Source organism: Parendozoicomonas sp. 2304DJ65-17 (genome assembly GCF_058148445.1).
In genome coordinates this window covers 22,361-43,783 of record NZ_JBYVJV010000010.1, presented here as the reverse complement: position 1 = coordinate 43,783, position 21,423 = coordinate 22,361, and the positions used below count along the sequence as shown (strand labels likewise).

Genomic DNA, 21,423 nt, shown 5'->3' with positions numbered 1-21,423 from the left:
GTTTGTGCGTATGATTCGCTTTATGAAGTATATGCACATGAAGTTAGTGAATAGCTACGCGCAACTTGGCGCAACCTTTTCCTCCAAGGTCGTACCGCAGCCTTTGGAGCAGCCAAGACTGGTTCATCGAAACCAGACTCTGGCAGAGCAGTTGGGATATGCCTCTTTCTCTGACGATGACTTCGTACAGCTCTGTAATGGTGTAAACCTACCTAAAGACTCTCAACCCATCGCCATGGTTTATGCTGGCCACCAGTTTGGCAGCTGGGTACCAAGGCTGGGAGATGGGCGCGCCATTCTGGTAGGAGAAACCAATACGAGTGACGGCACATTCTATGATCTGCAAATAAAAGGTGCCGGGTTAACTCCTTACTCAAGAAATGGCGATGGCCGCGCGGTATTGCGATCTACCATTCGTGAATACTTATGCAGTGAAGCTCTGCACAGCCTGGGCATTCCTACGACTCGTTCTCTATGCATGATCGACAGTGAAACTCCGGTTTATCGGGAAAAAACAGAAACCGGAGCTGCAATGATCCGCGTGGCAGAAAGCCATGTGCGCTTTGGTACATTCGAATATTTCAGTTATACAAAACAGCGCGACGCGCTTCAGACATTAGCGGATTATGTTATTCAACGTCACTTTCCGGAGTGGGAGGGTGAAGATAATCGTGTCGAACTGCTTTTAGCCGAGGCGGTAAAGCGTACTGCTGAGTTAATTGCCCAATGGCAATCGGTTGGCTGGTGTCATGGAGTGATGAATACCGACAATATGTCGATCCTCGGCCACACCATTGATTATGGCCCTTTCGGCTTTCTCGATGGCTTTGATGCCGGGCATATCTGCAATCATTCCGACTGGCAGGGGCGTTATGCGTTCAGTCGTCAGCCAGATATTGGTTATTGGAATTGCACGGCTCTGGCTCAGGCTTTGTTGCCAATTCTCCCCGGCGGACAGGAAACCGCTCAGACTATTTTGAAAACCTACCCGATGTCTTTTGCCCAAAAGTACTCAGTTCTTTTACGGGCCAAGTTCGGTTTTGCTGCGGCTAAGGAAAACGACAACGAACTGATAGATCAAATCTTTCAGCAGATGCAGGAAGAGAGAACGGATTACACCATTTTCTTCCGTTCTCTGTGTGATGAGGTCGTTGAGAATCTGTTTGTGGATAGAGAAAGGTTCAGAAACTGGTATCAGCTCTATCAGCAGCGACTCAGTGAGGAAAAGCGCTCAGAACAAGATATTCGAGCTGGAATGCTTGCGTCTAATCCCAAATATATTCTCCGTAATCACCTGTTGCAGATTGCCATTGATAAAGCCGAAGCTGGAGACTACTCCGAAGTACACAGATTGTTTGAGGTGATTCAAAAGCCTTTTGATGAACAGCCTGAATACAACTCTTATGCGGATTTACCCCCTGACTGGGCTGGAGAATTGGAAATCAGCTGTTCATCGTAAAACGGGTTACAGCTGATTAACTAACTCTATCTTGTGTTATTCAATCGTTCCCTCTTGTCGGGATCATGTTGTTAATTGTTTCCTTCACATAGAGTGCTTAGATCGCTGGCTACACTCTGGGCTTGCTGCAGATAAAGGCACAACTATGCGGGTTCTCAGAACGTTACTTAGTGTTATGGGGTTGTTTCTAGGCACCACTCTCCCAGCTTATGCGCTGGAGGAGTGCAAAGATGAAGTACTGGTAGTTGTTAAGAAAGATATATTTCCTCATATCGAAAAGAGTGTGTGGGACACCTGGCTGGCGCAGCTGGAGGTAGAAGGCTGGAACGTGGCTGTAATAGTTCCGGAGTTTTACGAAGTGAACTCTCCAAACAAGTTAAAAGAATTCTTGGTGGCGCAAGAAGTTTATTTACCAAGGCTGTTTTCTTCGTCTTACTCCCCTTGTGATGCATGCGGTAAGAATAAGAAGGGTGTGATACTGGTTGGCAACTTTCCTTACGCTTATGCAGGCAGAGACAGGTATAGAGACCTTATAAAAGATGAACTCTTTTTCTTAACAGCAAGCAGTAAAGTCTGGTTGGATGGAAATCCATGGAGCGCGCCTTCTTCCACAAGTGTAAAACCAAATTCCGAATTCAAATCTTTTGATATATGGCTTAGCCGGCTTGGCCCGGGTTTTCGGGTAACAAGGTCTGCAGAAGGGCAGGGGCAGGTTATTACCGAGCACCTGAAACATAATGTCAGTGTCAGGCGTGGCGAAGTGAAGGCTCTTAAAGAGTCGGCCCACCATTCTTATCATGACTATATGTACTCGGGAGAACTGCTTGAAGTTGTTACGGAAACACCAGAAATGCTCTGGCCAGCAAAAGCTTTAGGCAGTCTTGCAGCTGGTAAGGCGTATGTAAGAGCTGCTCTCGAGTATCAGAAAACCAGAGAGAACTGGAAGCAGAAGTGGTTGGGAGATGGATGGGAGCGTTGTTACAGCTATTTTGAAACGAAATACAGGTTAATGACCCGCCCACCCTGCACTCCGATAGAGCCAGGTGCCGCTTGTGTCATGGAGAAATGGGACTTCTATTTTCAGACTCTTCCTTTCTATGTCTTGGTCACAACTTCAACGGCGTTGGTCTCCTATAAGTTTCCTTACTTACGTAAACCAATCTTGGGAATGGCTGCTCTCGCCACAGGTCTTGCCAGTTATCCAGGCTATAACTGCCCGATATTCAGTGGGATTCCCCAAAGGCATGTATTGCCACTGCTGTTGGGAGATGGAACGCTGGATGCTTCCCTGAGAGGGAAAGTAGTTCCTACAAATTAAGGCCTTGTGAACAAGGAGCTACTCTAACTCTCCTGATTTAAATGAAGTTCTCGCTGCATTTTCTTGGTTAAGCCCAACGAGACAATGCGGTGGGATTCTTTCAAATAATACTTCAAATCGTCATCTTCCAAGGTGGGTACATCAAATTGTTGTATCCACTTCATCCCTCTCGAAGCAAGATAGGGCGCAGGCTGATAACCGGGTTTTTCACTTAAGAAGTGATAGTTCTGCTCTGAAGTTTTAAAGGTAAATGCTGGTTTCTCAGCTTTTCCCCAGCCACCCACTGCAAAAACTTTCCCACCAACTTTCCATACATGAGATCCACCCCATTGAACAACATGGCTTGTAGCTGGAAGAGATTGGCAAAAGTCGTTGAACTCGTCATAAGTCATATCTGTTGCTCGTTAAGCTCACCCGGAAGGGAGCATTTTCTTTGCGTAAAGTTCAACATCTAACCCGGTATCTTCCCCACGGGCAATTTTCTTTATAACGCCTGGCCCCGGTTTTGCCATGGTGTTGCGGGCATGCACTTCTTCTCCACATTCGCTGCAACTTAATACTGGCTTGGTAAGTTTCCCGCAATCCTTGTGAATGTATTCCATAGGAATACCATCATCGTCCGATTCCCATTTATCACCCCATTGGGCAATGGCTATGAGGATGGGGTATAGCTCCAGTCCTTTTTCAGTGAGCTTGTATTGATAGCGTTTACGGTTCTCGTCGTAGAGTTCTTTGTAAAGAATATCGGCTTCAATCAAGCGAGTCAGGCGGTCTGAAAGACGGTGCTTGGTAATGCCAAGAGTTGCCTGAAGCTCAGAGAAACGCCGGATTTTCATAAAGATTTCCCGCAGGATCAAAAGAGTCCACCGATCACCAAAAATAGCTACCGACCGCGCAATTGAGCAGGACTGGGAGCTCACCTCACCCCAACGCATAAATAGTCTCCCGTTGTCTTATTTTAACATGGTTCGCTTACAAACTATTTGACAGGTTCCATTATGGAACCATACTATCACCCAACAAGCGTCATATAACAATTATTACAAGAACCAGCATCTGCATTTAAAGCAGATGCATCATCAAGCGGAGCCTGCAGCCAATGGCCAACGCAACTGTCCAGCCTGTGAAAGAGTCCGAGTTTAAAAAGTCATCCTGTGCCCTGTGCAGCATCAACTGCGGTTTGGAAATCAAAACCGGTGGCAAAGATGGCCGTGAACTTTTGAAAATCCGTGGCGATAAAGATAACCCTGCCTCTGAAGGTTATCTGTGTAATAAAGCTGCACGCCTGAATTATTACCAGATGGGTGCTGATCGTCTGAACACTCCCATGCGCAGAAAGCCTGACGGTACTTATGAAGCCGTAAGCTGGGATGTAGCTATTAAAGAAGTCGCTGCTGGCCTTAAAGGTATTCAGCAAAAATACGGCGGCGAGAAGATTTTGTTTATCGGTGGCGGCGGCCAGGGTAACCACCTTGGTGGTGCGTACAGCGATGCCATCCTTAAACATCTTGGGGTGAAGTACCGCACCAATGCTCTGGCTCAGGAAAAGACTGGCGAGTTCTGGGTAGCTGGCAAAATGTTTGGTGGTGGTCCTCATGGTGACTTTGACCATACTGAAGTGGCTGTGTTTATTGGCAAGAACCCCTGGCAGGCTCACGGCTTCCCTCAATCTCGCAAGGTCTTGAGAGAAATTGCTAAAGACCCTAAGCGTTCCATGGTGGTTCTCGATCCTTGCCTGACCGATACCGCAAAGATGGCAGACTTCCACCTGCAACTGAAACCCGGAACTGATGCATGGTGTATCTCAGCCCTGATCGCCACCATCATTCAGGAAGGTCTGGAAGATAAAACCTTTATCGAACAACACACCAAAGGCTTTGAAGAGGTCCGTGATCATTTCCAAACTCTCTCTATTGCTGAATACGCAGCCATTTGCGAACTGGATGAAGAACTGATTCGCAAAACTGCCCGTCGTATAGCATCAGCACAATCTGCAGCGGTATTTGAAGACCTTGGTGTTCAGCAAAACCTGAACTCGACCGTGGTCAGCTATCTTCAGCGCATCATGTATGTGATTACCGGCAACTTTGCCAAGAAGGGCGCTAATAATATTGCCGTGCCGTTTATGTCGGTGACTGATGCCAGTAAAGGGGATATGTCTTCCGGTGGTGGCCAGAAGGTGAAACTTGAAAAGGTCAGCCCAGTACTGGGGTCAAAGATTATTACTGGCTTAATTCCCTGTAATACCATTCCTGATGAGATTCTTACTGATCACCCCAATCGTTTCCGTGCAGCGTTTATAGAAAGTTCCAACCCTGTTCATTCCTACGCAAACAGTGCCCGTATGCGTGAAGCTATGCAGGCTTTGGAGTTCTCGGTTGTTGTTGATGTAGCGATGACAGAAACCGCCCGTCAGGCCAGTTATGTCCTGCCAGCTTCCAGCTCCTATGAGAAATATGAATGTGTGTTCTTTAGTGTTGAGTTCCCAAGAAACTTCTTCCAGTTACGCCAGCCGGTGGTTGATCCATTACCCGGAACACTGATGGAAGCGGAAATTCACACCCGTATTCTGGAAGAGTTGGGTGGTTTGAAAAAGTCTTACGTTCGAATTCTCAAAGCTGCTGCAAAGCTTGGCCATAAAGCTTTTGCCGCAGTGTTTATGCCGTTGTTAGCTATGAAGCCTGAGCTGATGAAGGTTGCGGCACCTTTGATGTATCGAACTCTTGGCCCAACCCTGAAAGACGGTAAGGCTGCATCAACGGCATTCTTCTGGGCATTAAGCCATCAGTTCGTACGCAAGAATTCACAGTATGCAGCTAACGCTGGCTTCACAGGTTCCAAATGGGCAGCAGGCGAAAAGATGTTTGATGCCGTGCTGAACAAAGCATCAGGTTTTGTATTCAGTGATTCCGGTAATTATGAAGACAGCTGGAAGCGTATGCGCCAGCCGGACAAGCGTATTCAGTTGTATATCAAAGAGCTGTATCCACAGATGACTTCCTTGGACGCTTCACAGCTGAAGCCTACAGCTGAGTTCCCTCTGGTGCTCACTGCTGGCCAGCGCCGTGGAGAAACCTCTAACACTATTATTCGGGATGCCTCCTGGGATAAGAAGAACAAGATCGCCAGTCTTTATATTCATCCGGAAGATGCTGAGAAGCTGGAGCTTGCCAATGGTGAAGATGTGAAGATCACCACTAAAACCGGTACTGCCGAAACTTACGTTGAGATCACAACGATTCAACGTCCCGGATTTATCTCTCTGCCTAATGGTGTGGGTTTGGATTACAAGAAAGAAGATGGAGAAGAGGTTCGGGTTGGTGTTTCACCTAACGAGCTGACTTCATCGGAAGACCGGGACTTCTTTGCTGGCACACCATGGCACAAGTATGTGCCTGCCCGTGTGGAGAAGATTGCTTAATAAGGTCTAGCCTCTTGGGGTGAAAGTTGAAGCGTTGACTGGAACCTTTTTAATGCCTTCCTGCCAGTTCAGCATGGTAAGGGTGACACCGCTGGCCAGAGCTTCTGCAATGGCCAGCTTTTGCATATCTTCCATAGATGCCTTACCGTTTTTGCTGGCCTGCAAATATTTCGAGATCATGTCGTAGGCTTTGACGATCTTCAGTTCCTTGGCGGGATTTATAACTTCTTTATCGGTACTCTCTGGGGGCGCAGCATCGCCTTTGGCACCTTCAATAATTGCGTCAGGAACAACCAGCTCTTTTGCCATTAAGTGTGCCAGGTCAGGATCTTTAAGCAGGTTATGTTCCTTTGTCAGCTCTTCTTTTGCGGCTTTAAAACGCTCCAGTCGTGTTTCTGCGTCAGCAATAGCTCCAGTTCTCTGATTATCATCCAGGCAGCGGACATAAAGATCAGGGTTAGCGCGACGAAGTTTCTCCATTCCCTGTTGTACACGCTCCAGATTAACAGGTCTGCCTTCCGGAAGATCCAGCGCAACAAACATTCCCTTCATTTCTAGCCATGTGGCTTTCTCCACCGCTTTAGTAAAAGCAGCCTGAACGGGAAATAATGCTTCACTCTGGCTGGCTACAATGTCGGCAACTTTCTTTGTAGTGACGGGTTCACGCAGCAAGTTATGCTGTTTCAGAAAATCTTTAAGTTGTTGGTAGTCAGGTGGTCGATGGTATTGAACATCATCACTCACAGTGAAAGACTCTGAATAATCAGGTGTAACTTCAGCAAGTTTGTCCCCAAACGAGGGGTGGTAAGAATGAACCTCATCCACCAACCCCTGCCACTGCTGCGCATTCATCAAACTGACTCTTCTGGTTTTATCACGCAGCAGGTTACCCATATCCTGCAACCCCTCCTGGAAGGCTATACCCGCCAGTTCGTTCATTCTCCGTCTGGTTAAATCCCACTGGTTTTCGCTGTCCTGAAGAGGTGTGAGTTTGGCAAGCTTGCTTTCAAGCGGGGTTCGAATTGCGGCCAGTTCCTCTAAACCTGTAATGATTTTTGGAGCCTTAAACCATTCATTAACCGGTTCACCTGACTTGGATACAATTCCGGCATGCTTTAGCCGACCTGATGGCAGAGCCTGATCGGCTTTCACCATTTTGTCCCAGTCCAGGGTGCCGTGTTCAGTTACGAAGACTGGGCAGCTCTGTGCCAGGGCTTCCATACCTCTGACTTGCTGATCCAGGTTATCTGGTCGGAGGAAATGTATGGTTAAGGTGTTGTGTTCATTATTCTGTTCTACAACTCGCGCAAGCCCCGATGAAACCATCAACGCGCACACCTTAGCGCCTTCGGAACCCCGGTTAACAGTTAATCCTCCAGAGTGGCTTTTCTCAATCGATAGAGTTTTATTGCCAGTCACCATAGCGAAACTCTTTTCCAATCGCTGAAAGCTATCCCACAGTGCTGCCTTATGGCTGGCGTTGGGTTGCCTTCGGACAAAGCTAATTAAACGATTGAAAAAGCCAGCTTTTACCGGTCTGCCGGTTACCTGCCGTTGTAATAATGAAATGCCAGTAAATGCCTGCCGCTCTTTTGGCAAATAAGTTGTTACCTGATCCTCAGGCAAAACCGTAACCTTCAGCCCTTGAGAGGTTACCCCTTGGGAGAAGCTTGTTTCCTTATTCTCTGTAGCTTTGGGTTGTACAGCGTTTCCCGCACCAAACGTTTTAAGAGGAATGTGCTTGCCCGGCTCCATGGCAAAATCCTGAATAAGTTCTCTTTTCAGGTTAGCTCAGCATTTCCAGTATCTTTGTTAAAAGCGTTCTTTGTGGGAGATTAGGGGCCATATTTAAGCCACTTGCCATTGAGGTACTCATTTACAATTCGTTGTTTCTCACTCAGGCTTTTCTGGATGTACAGAGGATGAAAGCGATATTTGGGATTTTCTCTATCTTCATCTATTGGTACATTTATGGGAGAAAACGCATTAACGCAATCAGTTGAGAGTCTCCCCCCAAGATTGTTCTCTGAATCCATTTCACGGCAACCAGCTAATAAAATATCTACAAGCGAACGGAGAACTTTCTTATCCTGATGCTTTGACTCATCAAAAATGTAATACCCACCATCCTCGATACTCGTTTTCTTGACATCCCAGCGGATAATGACGATTTCATCCCTATTTTCATGAAACCATTCACGATCAGCCTCAAGGTAAAACTCATAGTCAGTTAAAGGTTCCTCAATGTTTCCCTGATTATCAAAAGCCCATTTCGTGTTGGGCCTTTGAAGTTTTTGTTCTTCTGGTGTGACTTCGTAGAGAATGGCTGGAACAAAACTCTCCGGGTCTTCGACCAAGTCAAAAATTCGGTGCCCAGGGTACGTATTATTTGGCCCCCATGTCCCAGGGTTCCATATTCCCCAATTGGCTCGCCAGCCGAGATGTTTTACCGGGTAAACTCTACTTTCATAGGAATACCATTTCCCGTAATCACGGATAAAAGAAGAGAAATCTATCCCATGAATCGCTGTAAATACGCGCTTCTGTGTGGGGGGGCTTTCGGCAAGGATTCCCTGCGATAAGAAAAATAAAAAGATTACAAAAAGTACATGCAATGAGTTCGTAAGATGGGTCATGTATCTTCCTTGAAAGAGCTCACCAAATTTAATGTATAGAAGAGTTCAGCCTTTATCTCCACTGGATGATTTGTTGACCTCTTCTCCATCCTGGTAAATAGATTGCCCTTCCAATTCGGTACGTTTGTTCGGTACTCTGACTCTGCGAAAAATCAAAATCAAAAATCCGCAGACAGACCTAATGAAAATAGAAACGAAAGCAATTCATGCCGGCTATTCACCCGAGCCGACAACCAAGGCCGTAGCTGTACCTGTTTATCAGACAACATCCTACGCCTTTGATAATACCCAGCACGGCGCGGACTTATTTGATCTGAAAGTTCCCGGCAATATTTATACTCGCATCATGAACCCTACAACTGCGGTTCTTGAAGAGCGTATGGCAGCTCTGGAAGGCGGTATTGGTGCACTGGCAGTTGCATCCGGTATGGCCGCGATTACTTATACGATTCAGACAATTGCTGAAGCCGGCGACAATATCGTTAGCATCAACAAGCTTTACGGCGGAACCTATAACCTGTTCGCCCATACTCTGCCCAAGCAAGGCATTGAAGTGCGTATGGCGCCTCATGATGATATCGATGCACTGGTTGCCCTGATTGATGACAACACCAAAGCTGTGTTCTGTGAATCTGTTGGTAACCCGTTGGGCAATATTGTTGATATCGAAGCTTTGGCGAATGCTGTACATGCCAAAGGTGTACCCCTGATTGTTGATAACACCGTTGCTTCGCCAGCATTGTTGAGACCTTTTGAGTTCGGCGCGGATATCGTTATTCACTCATTAACCAAGTATCTCGGCGGTCACGGGACTTCTGTTGGTGGTGTGATTATTGATTCCGGTAAATTCCCTTGGGCAGAAAACAAAGAACGTTTCCCTGTTCTAAACACTCCTGATCCTTCTTACCACGGAGTTGTTTATACAGAAGCTATGGGCGAGGCTGCCTTTATTGGTCGTGCCCGCGTTGTTCCTCTGCGTAATACCGGGGCGGCAATTTCTCCATTGAATGCCTTCCAGATTCTGCAGGGTATTGAAACTCTTTCTCTGCGCATGGAACGTCACTGTTCCAACGCTCTTGCAGTAGCCAATGCGTTGCAGAATCACCCTCAGGTGGAATGGGTGAATTATTCTGGTTTGCCAGATTCAAAAGATCATGAGCTGTGCCAAAAGTATATGAATGGCCAGGCTTCCGGCATTCTCAGTTTCGGCATTAAAGGCGGGCAGGCAGCGGGAGCGAAGTTTATCGATGCATTGCAGCTTGTAACCCGACTGGTAAATATTGGTGATGCTAAGTCACTGGCCTGTCACCCAGCGTCTACAACCCACCGTCAGTTGAACGACGAAGAGCTGGTAGCTGCCGGTGTCAGCCGGGATATGGTGCGTCTCTCTATTGGTATTGAACATATCGACGATATTCTTGCCGATCTGGAGCAGGCCTTGGCTGCTTCTATCTAATATGCCCTTAAACCTGTGAGGCTTCAGCCTCACAGGTTTTTATGCCCTGCATCAGACGTTATCTTTTCACTTTTCTGTACACTGCTTCCTCATAGTTTTCTGCAGGATATGTTGGAGCACCCTGTATGGATAAATTTGACCGCCAGATCCTCAATCTTCTGCAGGAAAACCGCTACACAGCTGAACAGCTTTCTGAAGAGGTGGGGCTATCTCCCAGCGCTTGTTTACGGCGAGTCAAACATCTGCGAAAGATTGGAGTGATTGAGCGGGAAGTTGTTGTTGTTTCCCCCAAGGCTGCCAGCCGTCCTCTCACCATTATTACCACAGTAACCTTTCACGAAGAATCCCTGGTTCATCATCAGCGTTTTGAGCAGGAAATGAGAGCGCACCCTTTGGTGTCTCAATGCTATTACGTAACTGGTACCAGTGATTTTGTGATGATTTTGAGCGCGGAAAATATGGACGAGTACGAGCGGTTTGCGACGGCTTACCTTCTGAATGCCGCTAACGTGAAACAGTTTGAAACTCAGGTGGTAATGAAAACCATCAAACGCAGCCTTTCATTACCACTGTAAGTAAAGCTCTTCCTACGAAGAACTGTCCAGGGCTTGCAACTGGTTGATCATCTGGTTGCCAATACGATCAACAATAAATGGTGATAGGCCTTCGGTGTAGTTAGTGAAGCGTGGCTCTATATAGCGCCATTGCTTTCTTAATTTTTTCATTGCTGATGCTGAATCACTGCTTAATGATTCTTCTGTGGCGTCCAGCTGTGCACTGACTGCAGCCGCTAAAACATCAAGGTCTTTTTCCAGAGGCCCGCGAGTTTCATCCAGTCGTAAAGGGGATAGATAAGAGCGCATGGCGTAGCGAACCAACATATATTGAAGAGTTATGGCGGTTGCTCTTACATCATTTTCCGGAGACAGGTTCAGACGAAGTTCAGGCGTTAACTGCTCATCCAAAGCCGTATAACTTTTACGCAGGATTTCATTCAGGCGGATGGAGAAGGACCAGCCTGGATCAAGCTCAACTTCACTGATTTTTATTTCTTCCCTGACCTGCTGGTCGAAAGTATCCCATATGGAATTTGTTTTTTGAGAGTTTTTTAGCTCGGTCTGTTCATTGATGTATTGGTATCCAGCTTTTAATCCCGCCGTAATGTTTTCCAGAGCATCAGGGTCTTGTCTGAGAGCAGTATAAGTCACCAGCTGGTTACCAATATGGTAGGCGAGTTGTTGCAGGTGTCGAATTTGTTTTACTGATGGTTCTGCAGGTGTTGCTAAAACAAAAGATGAGAGTAGAGATAAACCCAATGCCAAGGTTAGACGGCGAATAAAACCAGAGAAAATCACAGCAAGATCCTTTTTGCGTTTTTATTATTTTTTCTGACTATATATCAAACAACAGAGGATACCTATATAAGACTCATACGCATCAAACCTGTAGTTCGCATATTTATAGTGAAAAAAGTCACAATTTCGATTTATTTTCCTTTTTTAGGCGTGTTAACACCGAAAATCGCCATTGTAATGCGGGAGAGTTTTTTAAAATAACTTCCATCAAACGTACCCCCTTGTCGGATTTCACAAGAAACTGATTTCGTTTACGGGGATAGTTTTTCCTGAATAAATGGGAGATTCCAATGTCACATCAAGACGGTTTTGGTTCAGAAGAATGCGCTGTTCTGGATACTTTTGATTTTATTGATACTCATGAGCATGCAATTAACGATGAAGTTGATCTGCATGCGGTGGAAGACGTTGAAGAAACTGTTGTTCCCAACGCTCTGAAGAGTATTCCAAACCGTTTTAAATCTCCGAAATACTGTGAAAACTTTTCTCTGGAAACATTGAAGACTGTTCACAACTTCCATAAAGGCCTGCCCGGTTACCAGCCAACCCCTCTGCGTAACCTGTCTACTCTGGCTGAGAAGTTGGGTGTTGGAGCACTGCTTCTGAAAGATGAAGATCATCGCTTTGATTTGAATGCGTTCAAGGTTCTTGGTGGCTCTTATGCTGTTGCCCGCCTGCTTGGTAACAAGTACAACCTCACCAGTGCCGAGCTGACTCTGGAAAACCTGAAAAACAAAATTACTGGACCCATGACTTTTACCTCAGCCACTGATGGTAATCATGGTCGTGGACTGGCCTGGGCCGCACAAAAGCTGGGGCAGAAAGCTGTTATCTACATGCCTGTTGGCACAGTGGAAAAGCGTGTTAATAACATTGAAGCTCTTGGTGCGGAAGTTATCGTCACCGACTGCAACTACGACGACACTGTTCGTATAGCTTATGAGACTTCCCAGAACAACGGTTGGGAATTTGTTCAGGACACTTCCTGGGAAGGTTACACAGATATTCCTCTGTGGATTATGCAGGGTTACACCACCATCGTGAGTGAGTCTGTTGAGCAGATCGCAGCGATGGGAATTGAGAAGCCAACTCACATTATTCTGCAGGCCGGTGTAGGCGCAATGGCTGGTGGTGTTCTGGCAGCATTCGGCAACCACTATGGCTCTGACCAGATGACTACCGTTATTGTGGAACCTGAACGTGCGAACTGCATCTATCATTCTGGTATGCACGACAAGGGTGAAGTCGTGAATGTAACCGGTGATCTGCAAACCATCATGGCTGGTTTGGCTTGTGGCGAGCCCTGCACAATTGGTTGGGATGTTCTGCGTGCAAACGCCTCTGCGTTTATGTCCTGCAAAGATCATCTGGCCGCTACTGGTATGCGTGTGTTGGCAACTCCACAGGGTGATGATGAAGTTGTGACATCTGGTGAGTCCGGCGCTATCGGTGTTGGTGTTCTTTACGCTCTGGCAGGTAAGCCAGAAGGTAAAGAGCTGATGAAGCAGCTGGGTATGGATAAAGACTCTGTTGTGTTTGTTCTCAGCACTGAAGGTAACACCGACCCGGTTAACTACCAGAAGATTGTTTGGGACGGTGCTTTCCCAGCATAAACACGTTTCCTCTAAAGCGGATGCAAGTTTCCAGATGTTTGCGTCCGCTTTATTTTTTTACAGTGAACAATGGTAATCCCGACACACTGCTAGACTTGCCCGCTTCTGTGGATATTGCACGGGTTGCACAGTGTCATTTTTCGACAGTATTCGTGATGCCCTGTTTGGAGCAACAACACCTAACGCCTATGGCGTGCAACTGGCTGAGATGGCAGATGCACGTCAGGGTGCTCTCTATTTTCTCGCCAATACCGATTTCGTTCCTTACCCGAAACAGATTTCCGTAGCTTCCTCTGTATTATCCGGGATTTTTGGTAATACGGTTTTTCTGGAAGATATTTTAACTTTGTCGTCTGCTCTGGTTACCAAAACCCCAATGATTGGCACCAGTTTTGGCCAGGTTTTATCCCGGGCTGGTTCGGCAATGGGGGACTTTGCCAGAAAGATTGATACGGAGATTTCCAACTTCTTTGTCAAAGTTCTCGATAAGCTTGCCTCCCTGTTTGGTCGTTTCAGTGAAACGGTTCGGGAAAAACTTCACTCACTATCTCCCAGTGTTTTAGGTGCGCTGGTAGGCAAGATTGTTTCCCATATTCCCGGCTGGGGTTATGTGAAATCAGCTTCCGCTATCTATCAGGGAGCGCGGCAGGCAATTGCCAGTACGTTCACTTTTTTTTCCCAGATCTGGAGTGGATATGAAGTTGAACTGTTAGGCGGCCATCCCTCAATTATTGCCAATGCTCTTGCAAGACATTCTCTATCAAAGGCCGCTCTAGGTGCCAAGGATGCAGCAGTTGAAACAACTATGATGGGGCTGGAAATTGCCGGTGATATGTCGGGAATGCTGGGTACGGTTGTGAGTGTGCTCAGCACTGTTCTGCAATCGGTGGTCAGCTTTATTGAAGGGATGGTGCAAAAATTCTTCGTGAAGAAAACTCTGCGGGAAGCGGCGGAAGACTGGAAAATACGCGAATCCTCCCGCTCTATGATTTTTAGCCATCAGCGTTTTTCTGAATGGTTTCAGAAGGCTGTTATTCCTTGTCCAATCATCGCTGCAATTACCCTGAACTCTGGCTTTGTTGCCCACCCTTATCGGTTCCTGAAATTAATCGATCCTGATGAACAATTGAAATCGGAAGGCGACTTCGCCAAAGGCGCGAAACATATCGATAAGCTCAAGGATATCAGCAAGAGCTATATTCATGAGTACGTGAAAGAGTATGAAATGCGTTTCTCCGGCAAGGATGGTCTTGTCAGTGCTCGGTTGAACGATGTCATCCTCGGCAAAGCCTACGCAACACCTCCTCCTATGTTTGCTAATAACGCAGTCCGATTAAAGAAGATCCAAACTGATACTCATGAAAGCGACTGGGAAGTTATAGAAGCTTGATCTAGTTTCTCTGCCTTAACACTCGAAAGTTGTAACGAGAGAGGTCGAGATGAAAACCAATGCAAGCCAATATCGCATGCTGTTTGTATGTACGGTTGGCTGCGCGCTCGAAACTTACGACTTCATGATTTATGCCTTGATGGCACCTTATATCAGTACGGCATTCTTCCCGGATGATGGAGCGGTCCAGGGATTGCTGCTCACCTTTGCCACCTTTGGGATTGGTTATCTGTCACGGCCTTTGGGTGGTTTAGTCTTCGGTCATATTGGTGACAGACACGGCCGAAAGAAGCCTTTCGCTGCCACAATCTTATTGATGGCAGCATCCACTGCACTTATTGGCGTGTTGCCTGTTTATGCAACCGTTGGAGTATTAGCTCCAGTCTCCTTATTGGTTCTCAGATTGATTCAAGGACTATCAATGGGAGGTGAAGTTGGAGGCGCTCTCACTTACGTTCAGGAAATCATGCCCAAGCATCCGACGATGGCTTCAGGCGCCGTTTTATGCGGAATGATTATGGGATTAGCGCTGGGGTATGGTGTTCATGCCTGTCTTGAACAGATTTTGGGTTCTTCCGGCATGGCTGAAATCGGTTGGCGGATAACCTTTCTTATCGGCGGAGTGCTTGGGGTTGTTGGTTATCTGATTCGCAGGCACTTTCAGGAAACTCAGGGATTTCTAGCACTTAAACAGTCCAACACCATCAGTCGGATACCTGTTGCTGAATTGTTTGCCTCTCACTTTATGAGAGTTCTGGCCGGAGGTTTGGCGATAATGGCCCACGGTTTTACCGCCATTCTGATACTGATCTTTTTCCCTGTATGGATTGAAAAGCTCTATCCGAAGAGTGGTTTTCAGCAAGCGGTACAAGGTATCTTTTTAAGTTTCGCGGCCGCTGTTCTTTGTCTGGTATTTGGTTATCTGGCTGACCGGTGGAAATATCGTTTGCCGCTGATTTCTTACTGCCTCGTTATTATTCTGAGTCTGCCTATGGCGGGTTTTGTCTTATCTGAGCAGACAAACCTTACTCATCTGGCACTGCAGGCTGGAGCAATTCTTGTGGGGATGGTGTGTGGCAGTAGCCTGTGGATTTTTAACCAACAGTTTCCCGCGCAGGTGCGTTATACCGGTTCGGCGGTTTCTTACAATATTGGTTTTGCTTTAGCGGGTGGAACAACACCTTTCCTGGCAACCTGGCTCATCAATCATTTTCAGAGTAATCAGGCTGCCGGAGTGTTATTAATTGCTGCTGGGCTATGCGGATTTACTGCCCTGCTGATTAATCATCAACAAAATTGCCGTAAGCCTCTGGAGCAAGGTTTTCAAAGCGGGAAAGGCGACCCAGAAAGGCAACACGTACCGAGCCGATAGGGCCGTTACGCTGCTTACCAATAATGATTTCAGCCACGCCTTTATGCTCAGTATCCGGGTTGTACACTTCATCCCGGTAAATAAACATAATTACGTCTGCATCCTGCTCGATTGCTCCGGATTCACGAAGGTCTGAGTTTACAGGGCGTTTGTTCGGGCGTTGTTCCAGAGATCGGTTCAACTGGGACAAGGCAATAACAGGGCACTCAAACTCTTTGGCCATAGCCTTGATGGAACGGGAAATCTCCGAGATTTCGTTGGTTCGGCCTTCGCTGTAACCGGGAATCTGCATCAGCTGCAGGTAATCAATCATCACCATGCCGATTTGGCCATGTTCACGGTGAATGCGGCGCAGGCGGGTACGCATTTCCTGTGGGCTGATACCGGCAGAGTCATCAATAAACAGCTTTTTCTCTTTCAGGCTTTTTACCGCATTGGAAAGCTTGGGCCAGTCTTCATCTTCCAGCTTACCGGTACGGACTTTACCCTGATCTATGCGGCCAAGGGATGACAGGCTACGCATCATTAGCTGTTCGGCAGGCATCTCCAGACTGAATACAACAACACAGTCGTCAGATGACAGTAAGGCGTTCTCCACAAGGTTCATGGAGAAGGTTGTTTTACCCATGGAGGGACGGGCTGCAACCACAATCATATCGGATGGCTGAAAACCGGATGTCATTTCATCCAGATCTTTAAAACCGGTGGTCAAACCGGTAATCATGCCGGTGGTTTTGAAAAGTTCGTCGATTTTCTCAACGGTTCTTTTCAGCAGCTCACGGGCACCGACCGGACCACCTTCTTTGGCTCGGGATTCAGCGATGTTGAAAACTTCCCGCTCTGCCATTTCAACCACATCATCAGCTTTTCGGCCTTCTGGCACATAAGCTGCGTCTGCAATTCGCTGGGATGCGCTAATTAGCTGCCGGAGAACAGAACGTTCATAAACAATCTCGGCATAGGCACGGAGGTTGGCAACACTGGGAATACTTTCAACCAGCTCGGTGAGATAAGAGATGCCACCACTTTCTTCCAGGTGTCCTTTCCGATCAAGCTCTTCTGCAACGGTAATCGGGTCAAACGGCTTGGATTCCAGAGCCAGTGCTTGTATGCATTCGAACAACTGACGGTGGGCAGGGTTATAAAAATCATCAGTTGTGACTTTATCCCCGACCTTGTCCCAGGCTTCATTATCCAGCATCAAACCACCAAGTACCGACTGCTCAGCCTCAATGGAGTGTGGCGGAGTTTTGAGGGAGGCCAGCGCCTCATCAATAGGCAGTTCTCTGGAGATCTCTGTATCCAGCATAAGCTTGGTGGAAACCTGTTTAACGTAAATCTGGAAGAAAAAATTATATTACCGGCTGGGGCAGCCGGGGTAAAACAAATAAAAAAGCCACTGCATCCTGAGATGACAGCGGCTTTTTTTGTATAGGTGTTCGTTGCTGATAGCAGTGGTTGCTAAAAGCCGTGAAACTTATTCAGCTTCAACGAATACCTTAACAGTGGCAGCAACATCAGTGTGCAGCTGCAGAGCGATGTCGAATTCGCCGATGGTGCGGATAGGACCAGCAGGCAGACGAATTTCGCTCTTGGCAACTTCAACGCCAACGGCAGAGATGGACTCAGCCAGGTCGCGAGTGCCGATGGAACCGAACAGCTTGCCTTCATCGCCAGCTTTGGCAGTGATGGTCAGTTCGATTTCATTCAGTTGTTCAGCGCGCTGCTGTGCAGTAGCCAGCTTCTCGTTAGCAGCTTTTTCCAGCTCAGCACGACGAGCTTCAAACTCAGCAACGTTAGTCTTGGTAGCAGGAACAGCTTTACCAAAAGGAACCAGGAAGTTACGGCCGTAACCAGCTTTAACTTTAACCTTGTCACCCAGTGCGCCGAGGTTGGCGACTTTTTCAAGAAGAATAACTTCCATTTGTATCTACCTTTCACCAGAAATTGGATTAGTCCGACATCCTGTGTTCGAGGCGGGCTCGAATATTCAGCAGGCTGTCTAGACAGGCCAGTAATACAACCACGGGATAAACCGCTAACAGCAATATATAAAACAGTACAAACCAGCTTCGCCCCATTCCTTGCTTCGATAACAGAGAGTGGACAAGCACAACTCCGGCAACAAGCAGGGGGACGATAAGAACAGGCTGCATGGCAGCTGCTACCAACCCCGGACTAAAAGAAACCAGCATTAACATCAGCAACATAATGAGCGATGCAATGGGCGAGAAGCGTAGCTCTAACAACTCAGCTCGTAAACCACCGGGGTTATAGAGCCGGGATTGCCAGAAGCGCCCTAACACCAGTGACAGTACAGAACTGATACAGGCGAAAAGGGAAACACTTTTCAAAAAACTGGCTTCAATTAAGGTTCGAAATTCAGCGTTTGTCAGTTCCGCTCCGCGAGCGAAAACAGTACTGAAATCCGATCCATAAAGCTTATAGAAAGCACTGACAACAGTGTTCATTTGCGGGCCGTAGTAAGTTACTACGCACCATGCGGCAATTAAACCTGTTGGTAGCACTCCCAACAGTGTACTGCTCCAGGACATAGTTCGTCGTAAGCACATGGCTAAAACCATTGTGATAACGATGCAGAGCAAACCTAAAGGTTGCCCGGCCCATGTCCAGGCGATGGCTGGAAGAATTGCCCAGAGAGCAACCTGCAAACCATCTGAAAAACCGCGCCGGAGTGTAACCAGCGCGACAGCTGCTGCGCTCAGCCAGAACATCATGGGCGTAGCGGAAGCCAGTGCTGCAACGAATGCAGCCTGTGATCTTCCGCGCATGATGAACTCGCTCAGCGCACGCATTATTCACTCCATGGCGGCGATTACTAAAAACTGCCGCTTTGTCTTACCTGATCGATTAGTGACGATCGGTGTAAGGCAGCAGAGCAACGTAACGAGCACGCTTGATGGCAGTAGCCAGCTGACGCTGGTAACGAGCCTTGGTGCCAGTAATACGGCTAGGTACGATCTTACCGGTTTCGGTGATGTACGCCTTCAGGGTGTTCAGATCTTTGTAATCGATCTCCTGAACGCCTTCAGCAGTGAAACGGCAGAACTTGCGACGACGGAAAAAACGTGCCATTTGCAACGTCTCCTTATTAGACGGTTATCCTGAAATCAGGCTTGAAACCTGGGTTATTCTGCAGCTTCTTCAGAAGCAGCTTTGTCGGCAGCAGGAGCTTCACGACGCTCTTCGCGGCGATCTTCACGACGGTCTTCACGACGCTCATCAGCTTGCATCATGATGGAAGGCTCAGTGATAGCTTCGTTACGACGAATAACCATGTTACGGATAACAGCGTCGTTGAAACGGAAGTTGCTGGTCAGTTCAGCCAGAGCTGCATCACCACACTCAACGTTCATCAGAACGTAGTGAGCTTTGTGAATCTTCTGGATTGGGAAAGCCAGCTGACGGCGGCCCCAGTCTTCCAGACGATGTACAGAACCGTTATCTTCTTCGATGAGCTTCTTGTAACGCTCAACCATTGCGGGAACCTGCTCGCTTTGGTCAGGGTGTACAAGGAACACAATTTCGTAATGACGCATGACTGCTCCTTACGGGTTATCAGCCTCCCTTGTGCGCCGAAACACTGAATTCAGCTCTCGGTGCCAGGTAAGGCAAGGAGTAATGGAAATACCTTCAGGTATCCCCGGGAAATGTATCTGTGAGAAAAGTGTTGCCACTAAAAATCACAGGAACCGGGCATTTTAGAGAAGGGCGTAGAGCCACGCAAGCGAATTGGACGCTGTATTTGCCCGGAAACAGCGTTGAAGACTGTCGGGATAATCCGATATTTCCCTGATGTAAGTGCTCCCTCTACACTGCGGGCTATGAAAACAGCCTTTTTTGCCGTGTAAGTTGAAGGGTTCTTAGCAGGAGCATTTATGAGTAACCGTGAAAAAAAAGATACCTGCCCACTGTGTGGTGATGTAGTGGGGTGTGGTGTTGTGGCTGGAAATGATATTTGCTGGTGTTTTGATCTTCCCCGTTCAGGGACCAAGCCTGAGGGACTATCTGAGAAATCCTGCCTCTGTAAGACATGCCTGGAAAAACTGAAAAAGGCCGTAGAACTCTCGGTTCCTGCTATTTAACCAAATCCTGATAGCGCTGAAGCCAGTCTTTTTCCCATTCAGCCAGCTTCTTGAAAGGCATGGGGCGTGCGATCAGGTAGCCCTGAGAGTAATCGCATCCCATAGATTTAAGCTCATGCCAGCTTTCAGGGGTTTCAACTCCCTCAGCTACGGTTCTGAGGCCCAGGCGGGAAGCCAGCTCAATATTCGAGAGCACGATGGTTTTGCTGGACTCTTTCACTCCCAGCCCCATTACAAATGACTGGTCGATCTTTAGCTCGGAAAAGGGAATGCGGTTTAGCTGCTGAAAGTTGGAGAAACCTGTTCCAAAGTCATCAATGGATAAAGAGAATCCTTTGATTCTCAGCCGGGCGAGAGTTTCCAGACTTCGAGCCATATTTCTCATCACTACATTTTCGGTCAGCTCCAGAGTCATACGGCAAGTCGAAACGCCATGATGAGCCATAATCTCTTCCAGCTTTCCGGGCATATCCATATCTTCAAGGAGTGTCGGTGAGAGATTGACTGCAACAGAAATGTCTTTCCCTTCCCTTTGCCATGTGCAGAGGTGCTCAACAATTTCGTGAACCTGCTTCCATGTGAGACGATCAATAATGCCTGACTTTTCCATAACCGGAACAAAGCGCGCTGGGAAAACAATTCCCTGCTTTGGATGATTCCAGCGGGCTAATGCTTCAGAGGATACCCAGGCACCATCACACATTCTAACTTTGGGCTGATACCAGACTTCGAATTCGTTGTTATCAAGGCCGTGGAGTATTTCTTCTTCAGTGAAAGATTCAGCCCACTTCTCGGGATGTCTTGTTCGTTCTTCCTGACGGTATTGCTTAATAACCCGGCGCATTTTGTCGCGGGTTACCGGTTTCTCTATGTTGCTGAGAACCTGTAATCCGTGCTCCTGGGCCATATCCTCAACGGTATGAACCAGCGCGGAGTCGAGAGCACTGGCAATGACCACTGTTCCGGCGAGTTTTTGTTCTGCGATATGTCTCAGGAATTCAACGCCGTCCATGCCGGGCATATCAAGGTCGCTGAGAACAATATGAACGAGGTCGGGATGGGCAACGATCTGTTTCAGGGCGTCATCTCCATCTTCAGCAGAGAGAACGCACTCGCAGCCTAAATCTTCGAGCACCTTTGTGGCTATGGCTCGTTGGAAGTTGTTGTCTTCAACGACGAGAAGAGTCAGCCCTTTACCTTCATCGGTCATGCCTGAGCCGCCTCTCCCGTTACCTGAAAATTCCCTACTTCTCTGCAAAAAGTCATCAGCTTCCCTGAGCGTCGATGCCCCAACAGA

20 protein-coding genes are annotated in these 21,423 nt (G+C 47.5%); 9 read left to right on the top strand and 11 right to left on the bottom strand.

The features are described 5' to 3' along the window. The first annotated feature begins 37 nt into the window (after positions 1-37). Both ACY2RR_RS20170 and ACY2RR_RS20165 read left to right on the top strand, forming a co-directional pair. Positions 38-1,459 carry a protein adenylyltransferase SelO gene (locus ACY2RR_RS20170; protein WP_490109986.1) on the top strand — a complete coding sequence of 474 codons (1,422 nt, stop codon included), beginning with the start codon at positions 38-40 and terminating at the stop codon, positions 1,457-1,459. A gap of 145 nt (positions 1,460-1,604) precedes the next feature. Beyond that, the gene (locus ACY2RR_RS20165) at positions 1,605-2,777 is read left to right on the top strand and encodes a hypothetical protein (protein WP_490109985.1); all 1,173 of its coding nucleotides are present in this window, start codon (positions 1,605-1,607) and stop codon (positions 2,775-2,777) included. 23 nt (positions 2,778-2,800) lie between these two features. Here ACY2RR_RS20165 and ACY2RR_RS20160 read toward each other — a convergent pair whose 3' ends face one another. Together ACY2RR_RS20160 and ACY2RR_RS20155 are read right to left on the bottom strand one after the other, a co-directional pair. Next, positions 2,801-3,169, bottom strand: a complete 369-nt coding sequence (locus ACY2RR_RS20160) for an MmcQ/YjbR family DNA-binding protein (RefSeq protein ID WP_490109984.1) — start codon at positions 3,167-3,169, stop codon at positions 2,801-2,803. An 18-nt stretch (positions 3,170-3,187) separates the two neighbouring features. Then, positions 3,188-3,712, bottom strand: coding sequence for a winged helix-turn-helix transcriptional regulator (locus tag ACY2RR_RS20155; protein WP_490109983.1), 525 nt, complete (start codon positions 3,710-3,712; stop codon positions 3,188-3,190). Between the two features lie 164 nt (positions 3,713-3,876). Between ACY2RR_RS20155 and ACY2RR_RS20150 the strand changes: the two genes are divergently transcribed. Further along, complete coding sequence (locus ACY2RR_RS20150; protein ID WP_490109982.1) at positions 3,877-6,198, top strand: molybdopterin-dependent oxidoreductase; 2,322 nt, start codon at positions 3,877-3,879, stop codon at positions 6,196-6,198. Positions 6,199-6,204: 6 nt separating this feature from the next. On the opposite strand, the gene ACY2RR_RS20145 is transcribed toward ACY2RR_RS20150, so the two are convergent. Both ACY2RR_RS20145 and ACY2RR_RS20140 read right to left on the bottom strand, forming a co-directional pair. Continuing rightward, a complete protein-coding gene (locus tag ACY2RR_RS20145) occupies positions 6,205-7,953 on the bottom strand; it encodes a hypothetical protein (protein ID WP_490109981.1) in 1,749 nt (582 codons plus the stop codon). Between the two features lie 80 nt (positions 7,954-8,033). Then, positions 8,034-8,834 (bottom strand): hypothetical protein, encoded by an 801-nt coding sequence (locus ACY2RR_RS20140; RefSeq protein WP_490109980.1) that lies wholly within the window; start codon positions 8,832-8,834, stop codon positions 8,034-8,036. A gap of 181 nt (positions 8,835-9,015) precedes the next feature. On the opposite strand from ACY2RR_RS20140, the gene ACY2RR_RS20135 reads away from it, so the two are divergent. Together ACY2RR_RS20135 and ACY2RR_RS20130 are read left to right on the top strand one after the other, a co-directional pair. Further along, positions 9,016-10,290, top strand: coding sequence for a bifunctional O-acetylhomoserine aminocarboxypropyltransferase/cysteine synthase (locus tag ACY2RR_RS20135; protein ID WP_490109979.1), 1,275 nt, complete (start codon positions 9,016-9,018; stop codon positions 10,288-10,290). A 125-nt stretch (positions 10,291-10,415) separates the two neighbouring features. Then, complete coding sequence (locus ACY2RR_RS20130) at positions 10,416-10,865, top strand: Lrp/AsnC family transcriptional regulator (RefSeq protein ID WP_490109978.1); 450 nt, start codon at positions 10,416-10,418, stop codon at positions 10,863-10,865. 12 nt (positions 10,866-10,877) lie between these two features. Here ACY2RR_RS20130 and ACY2RR_RS20125 read toward each other — a convergent pair whose 3' ends face one another. Beyond that, complete coding sequence (locus ACY2RR_RS20125; RefSeq protein ID WP_490109977.1) at positions 10,878-11,645, bottom strand: hypothetical protein; 768 nt, start codon at positions 11,643-11,645, stop codon at positions 10,878-10,880. Between the two features lie 290 nt (positions 11,646-11,935). On the opposite strand from ACY2RR_RS20125, the gene dpaL reads away from it, so the two are divergent. From dpaL to ACY2RR_RS20110, 3 genes are all read left to right on the top strand, one after another. Next, positions 11,936-13,258, top strand: a complete 1,323-nt coding sequence (gene dpaL, locus ACY2RR_RS20120) for a diaminopropionate ammonia-lyase (RefSeq protein WP_490109976.1) — start codon at positions 11,936-11,938, stop codon at positions 13,256-13,258. A 130-nt stretch (positions 13,259-13,388) separates the two neighbouring features. After that, positions 13,389-14,648 (top strand): hypothetical protein, encoded by a 1,260-nt coding sequence (locus ACY2RR_RS20115; protein WP_490109975.1) that lies wholly within the window; start codon positions 13,389-13,391, stop codon positions 14,646-14,648. Between the two features lie 49 nt (positions 14,649-14,697). Beyond that, on the top strand, positions 14,698-16,020 hold the full coding sequence (locus ACY2RR_RS20110; protein ID WP_490109974.1) for an MFS transporter: 1,323 nt from the start codon (positions 14,698-14,700) through the stop codon (positions 16,018-16,020). Here ACY2RR_RS20110 and dnaB read toward each other — a convergent pair. The 5 genes from dnaB to rpsF all read right to left on the bottom strand — a co-directional run bounded on the left by dnaB (position 15,929) and on the right by rpsF (position 19,580). Then, entirely contained in the window at positions 15,929-17,329 is a 1,401-nt protein-coding gene (gene dnaB, locus ACY2RR_RS20105) for a replicative DNA helicase (protein WP_490109973.1), read from the bottom strand. The two genes, ACY2RR_RS20110 and dnaB, sit on opposite strands and share 92 nt — an antisense overlap. Before the next feature lie 168 nt (positions 17,330-17,497). Continuing rightward, the gene (gene rplI, locus ACY2RR_RS20100; RefSeq protein ID WP_490109972.1) at positions 17,498-17,944 is read right to left on the bottom strand and encodes a 50S ribosomal protein L9; all 447 of its coding nucleotides are present in this window, start codon (positions 17,942-17,944) and stop codon (positions 17,498-17,500) included. Between the two features lie 28 nt (positions 17,945-17,972). Continuing rightward, positions 17,973-18,836 (bottom strand): hypothetical protein, encoded by an 864-nt coding sequence (locus ACY2RR_RS20095; protein ID WP_490109971.1) that lies wholly within the window; start codon positions 18,834-18,836, stop codon positions 17,973-17,975. A 55-nt stretch (positions 18,837-18,891) separates the two neighbouring features. Beyond that, entirely contained in the window at positions 18,892-19,116 is a 225-nt protein-coding gene (gene rpsR, locus ACY2RR_RS20090; RefSeq protein ID WP_281646359.1) for a 30S ribosomal protein S18, read from the bottom strand. 53 nt (positions 19,117-19,169) lie between these two features. Beyond that, positions 19,170-19,580, bottom strand: coding sequence for a 30S ribosomal protein S6 (gene rpsF, locus ACY2RR_RS20085; RefSeq protein ID WP_490109970.1), 411 nt, complete (start codon positions 19,578-19,580; stop codon positions 19,170-19,172). 339 nt (positions 19,581-19,919) lie between these two features. Here rpsF and ACY2RR_RS20080 point away from each other — a divergent pair, with 339 nt between their 5' ends. Further along, positions 19,920-20,126 carry a cysteine-rich CWC family protein gene (locus ACY2RR_RS20080; RefSeq protein WP_490109969.1) on the top strand — a complete coding sequence of 69 codons (207 nt, stop codon included), beginning with the start codon at positions 19,920-19,922 and terminating at the stop codon, positions 20,124-20,126. Here the strand turns inward: ACY2RR_RS20080 and ACY2RR_RS20075 are convergent. After that, positions 20,119-21,336, bottom strand: a complete 1,218-nt coding sequence (locus ACY2RR_RS20075) for an EAL domain-containing response regulator (RefSeq protein WP_490109968.1) — start codon at positions 21,334-21,336, stop codon at positions 20,119-20,121. The genes ACY2RR_RS20080 and ACY2RR_RS20075 overlap by 8 nt on opposite strands. Positions 21,337-21,423: the final 87 nt, after the last annotated feature.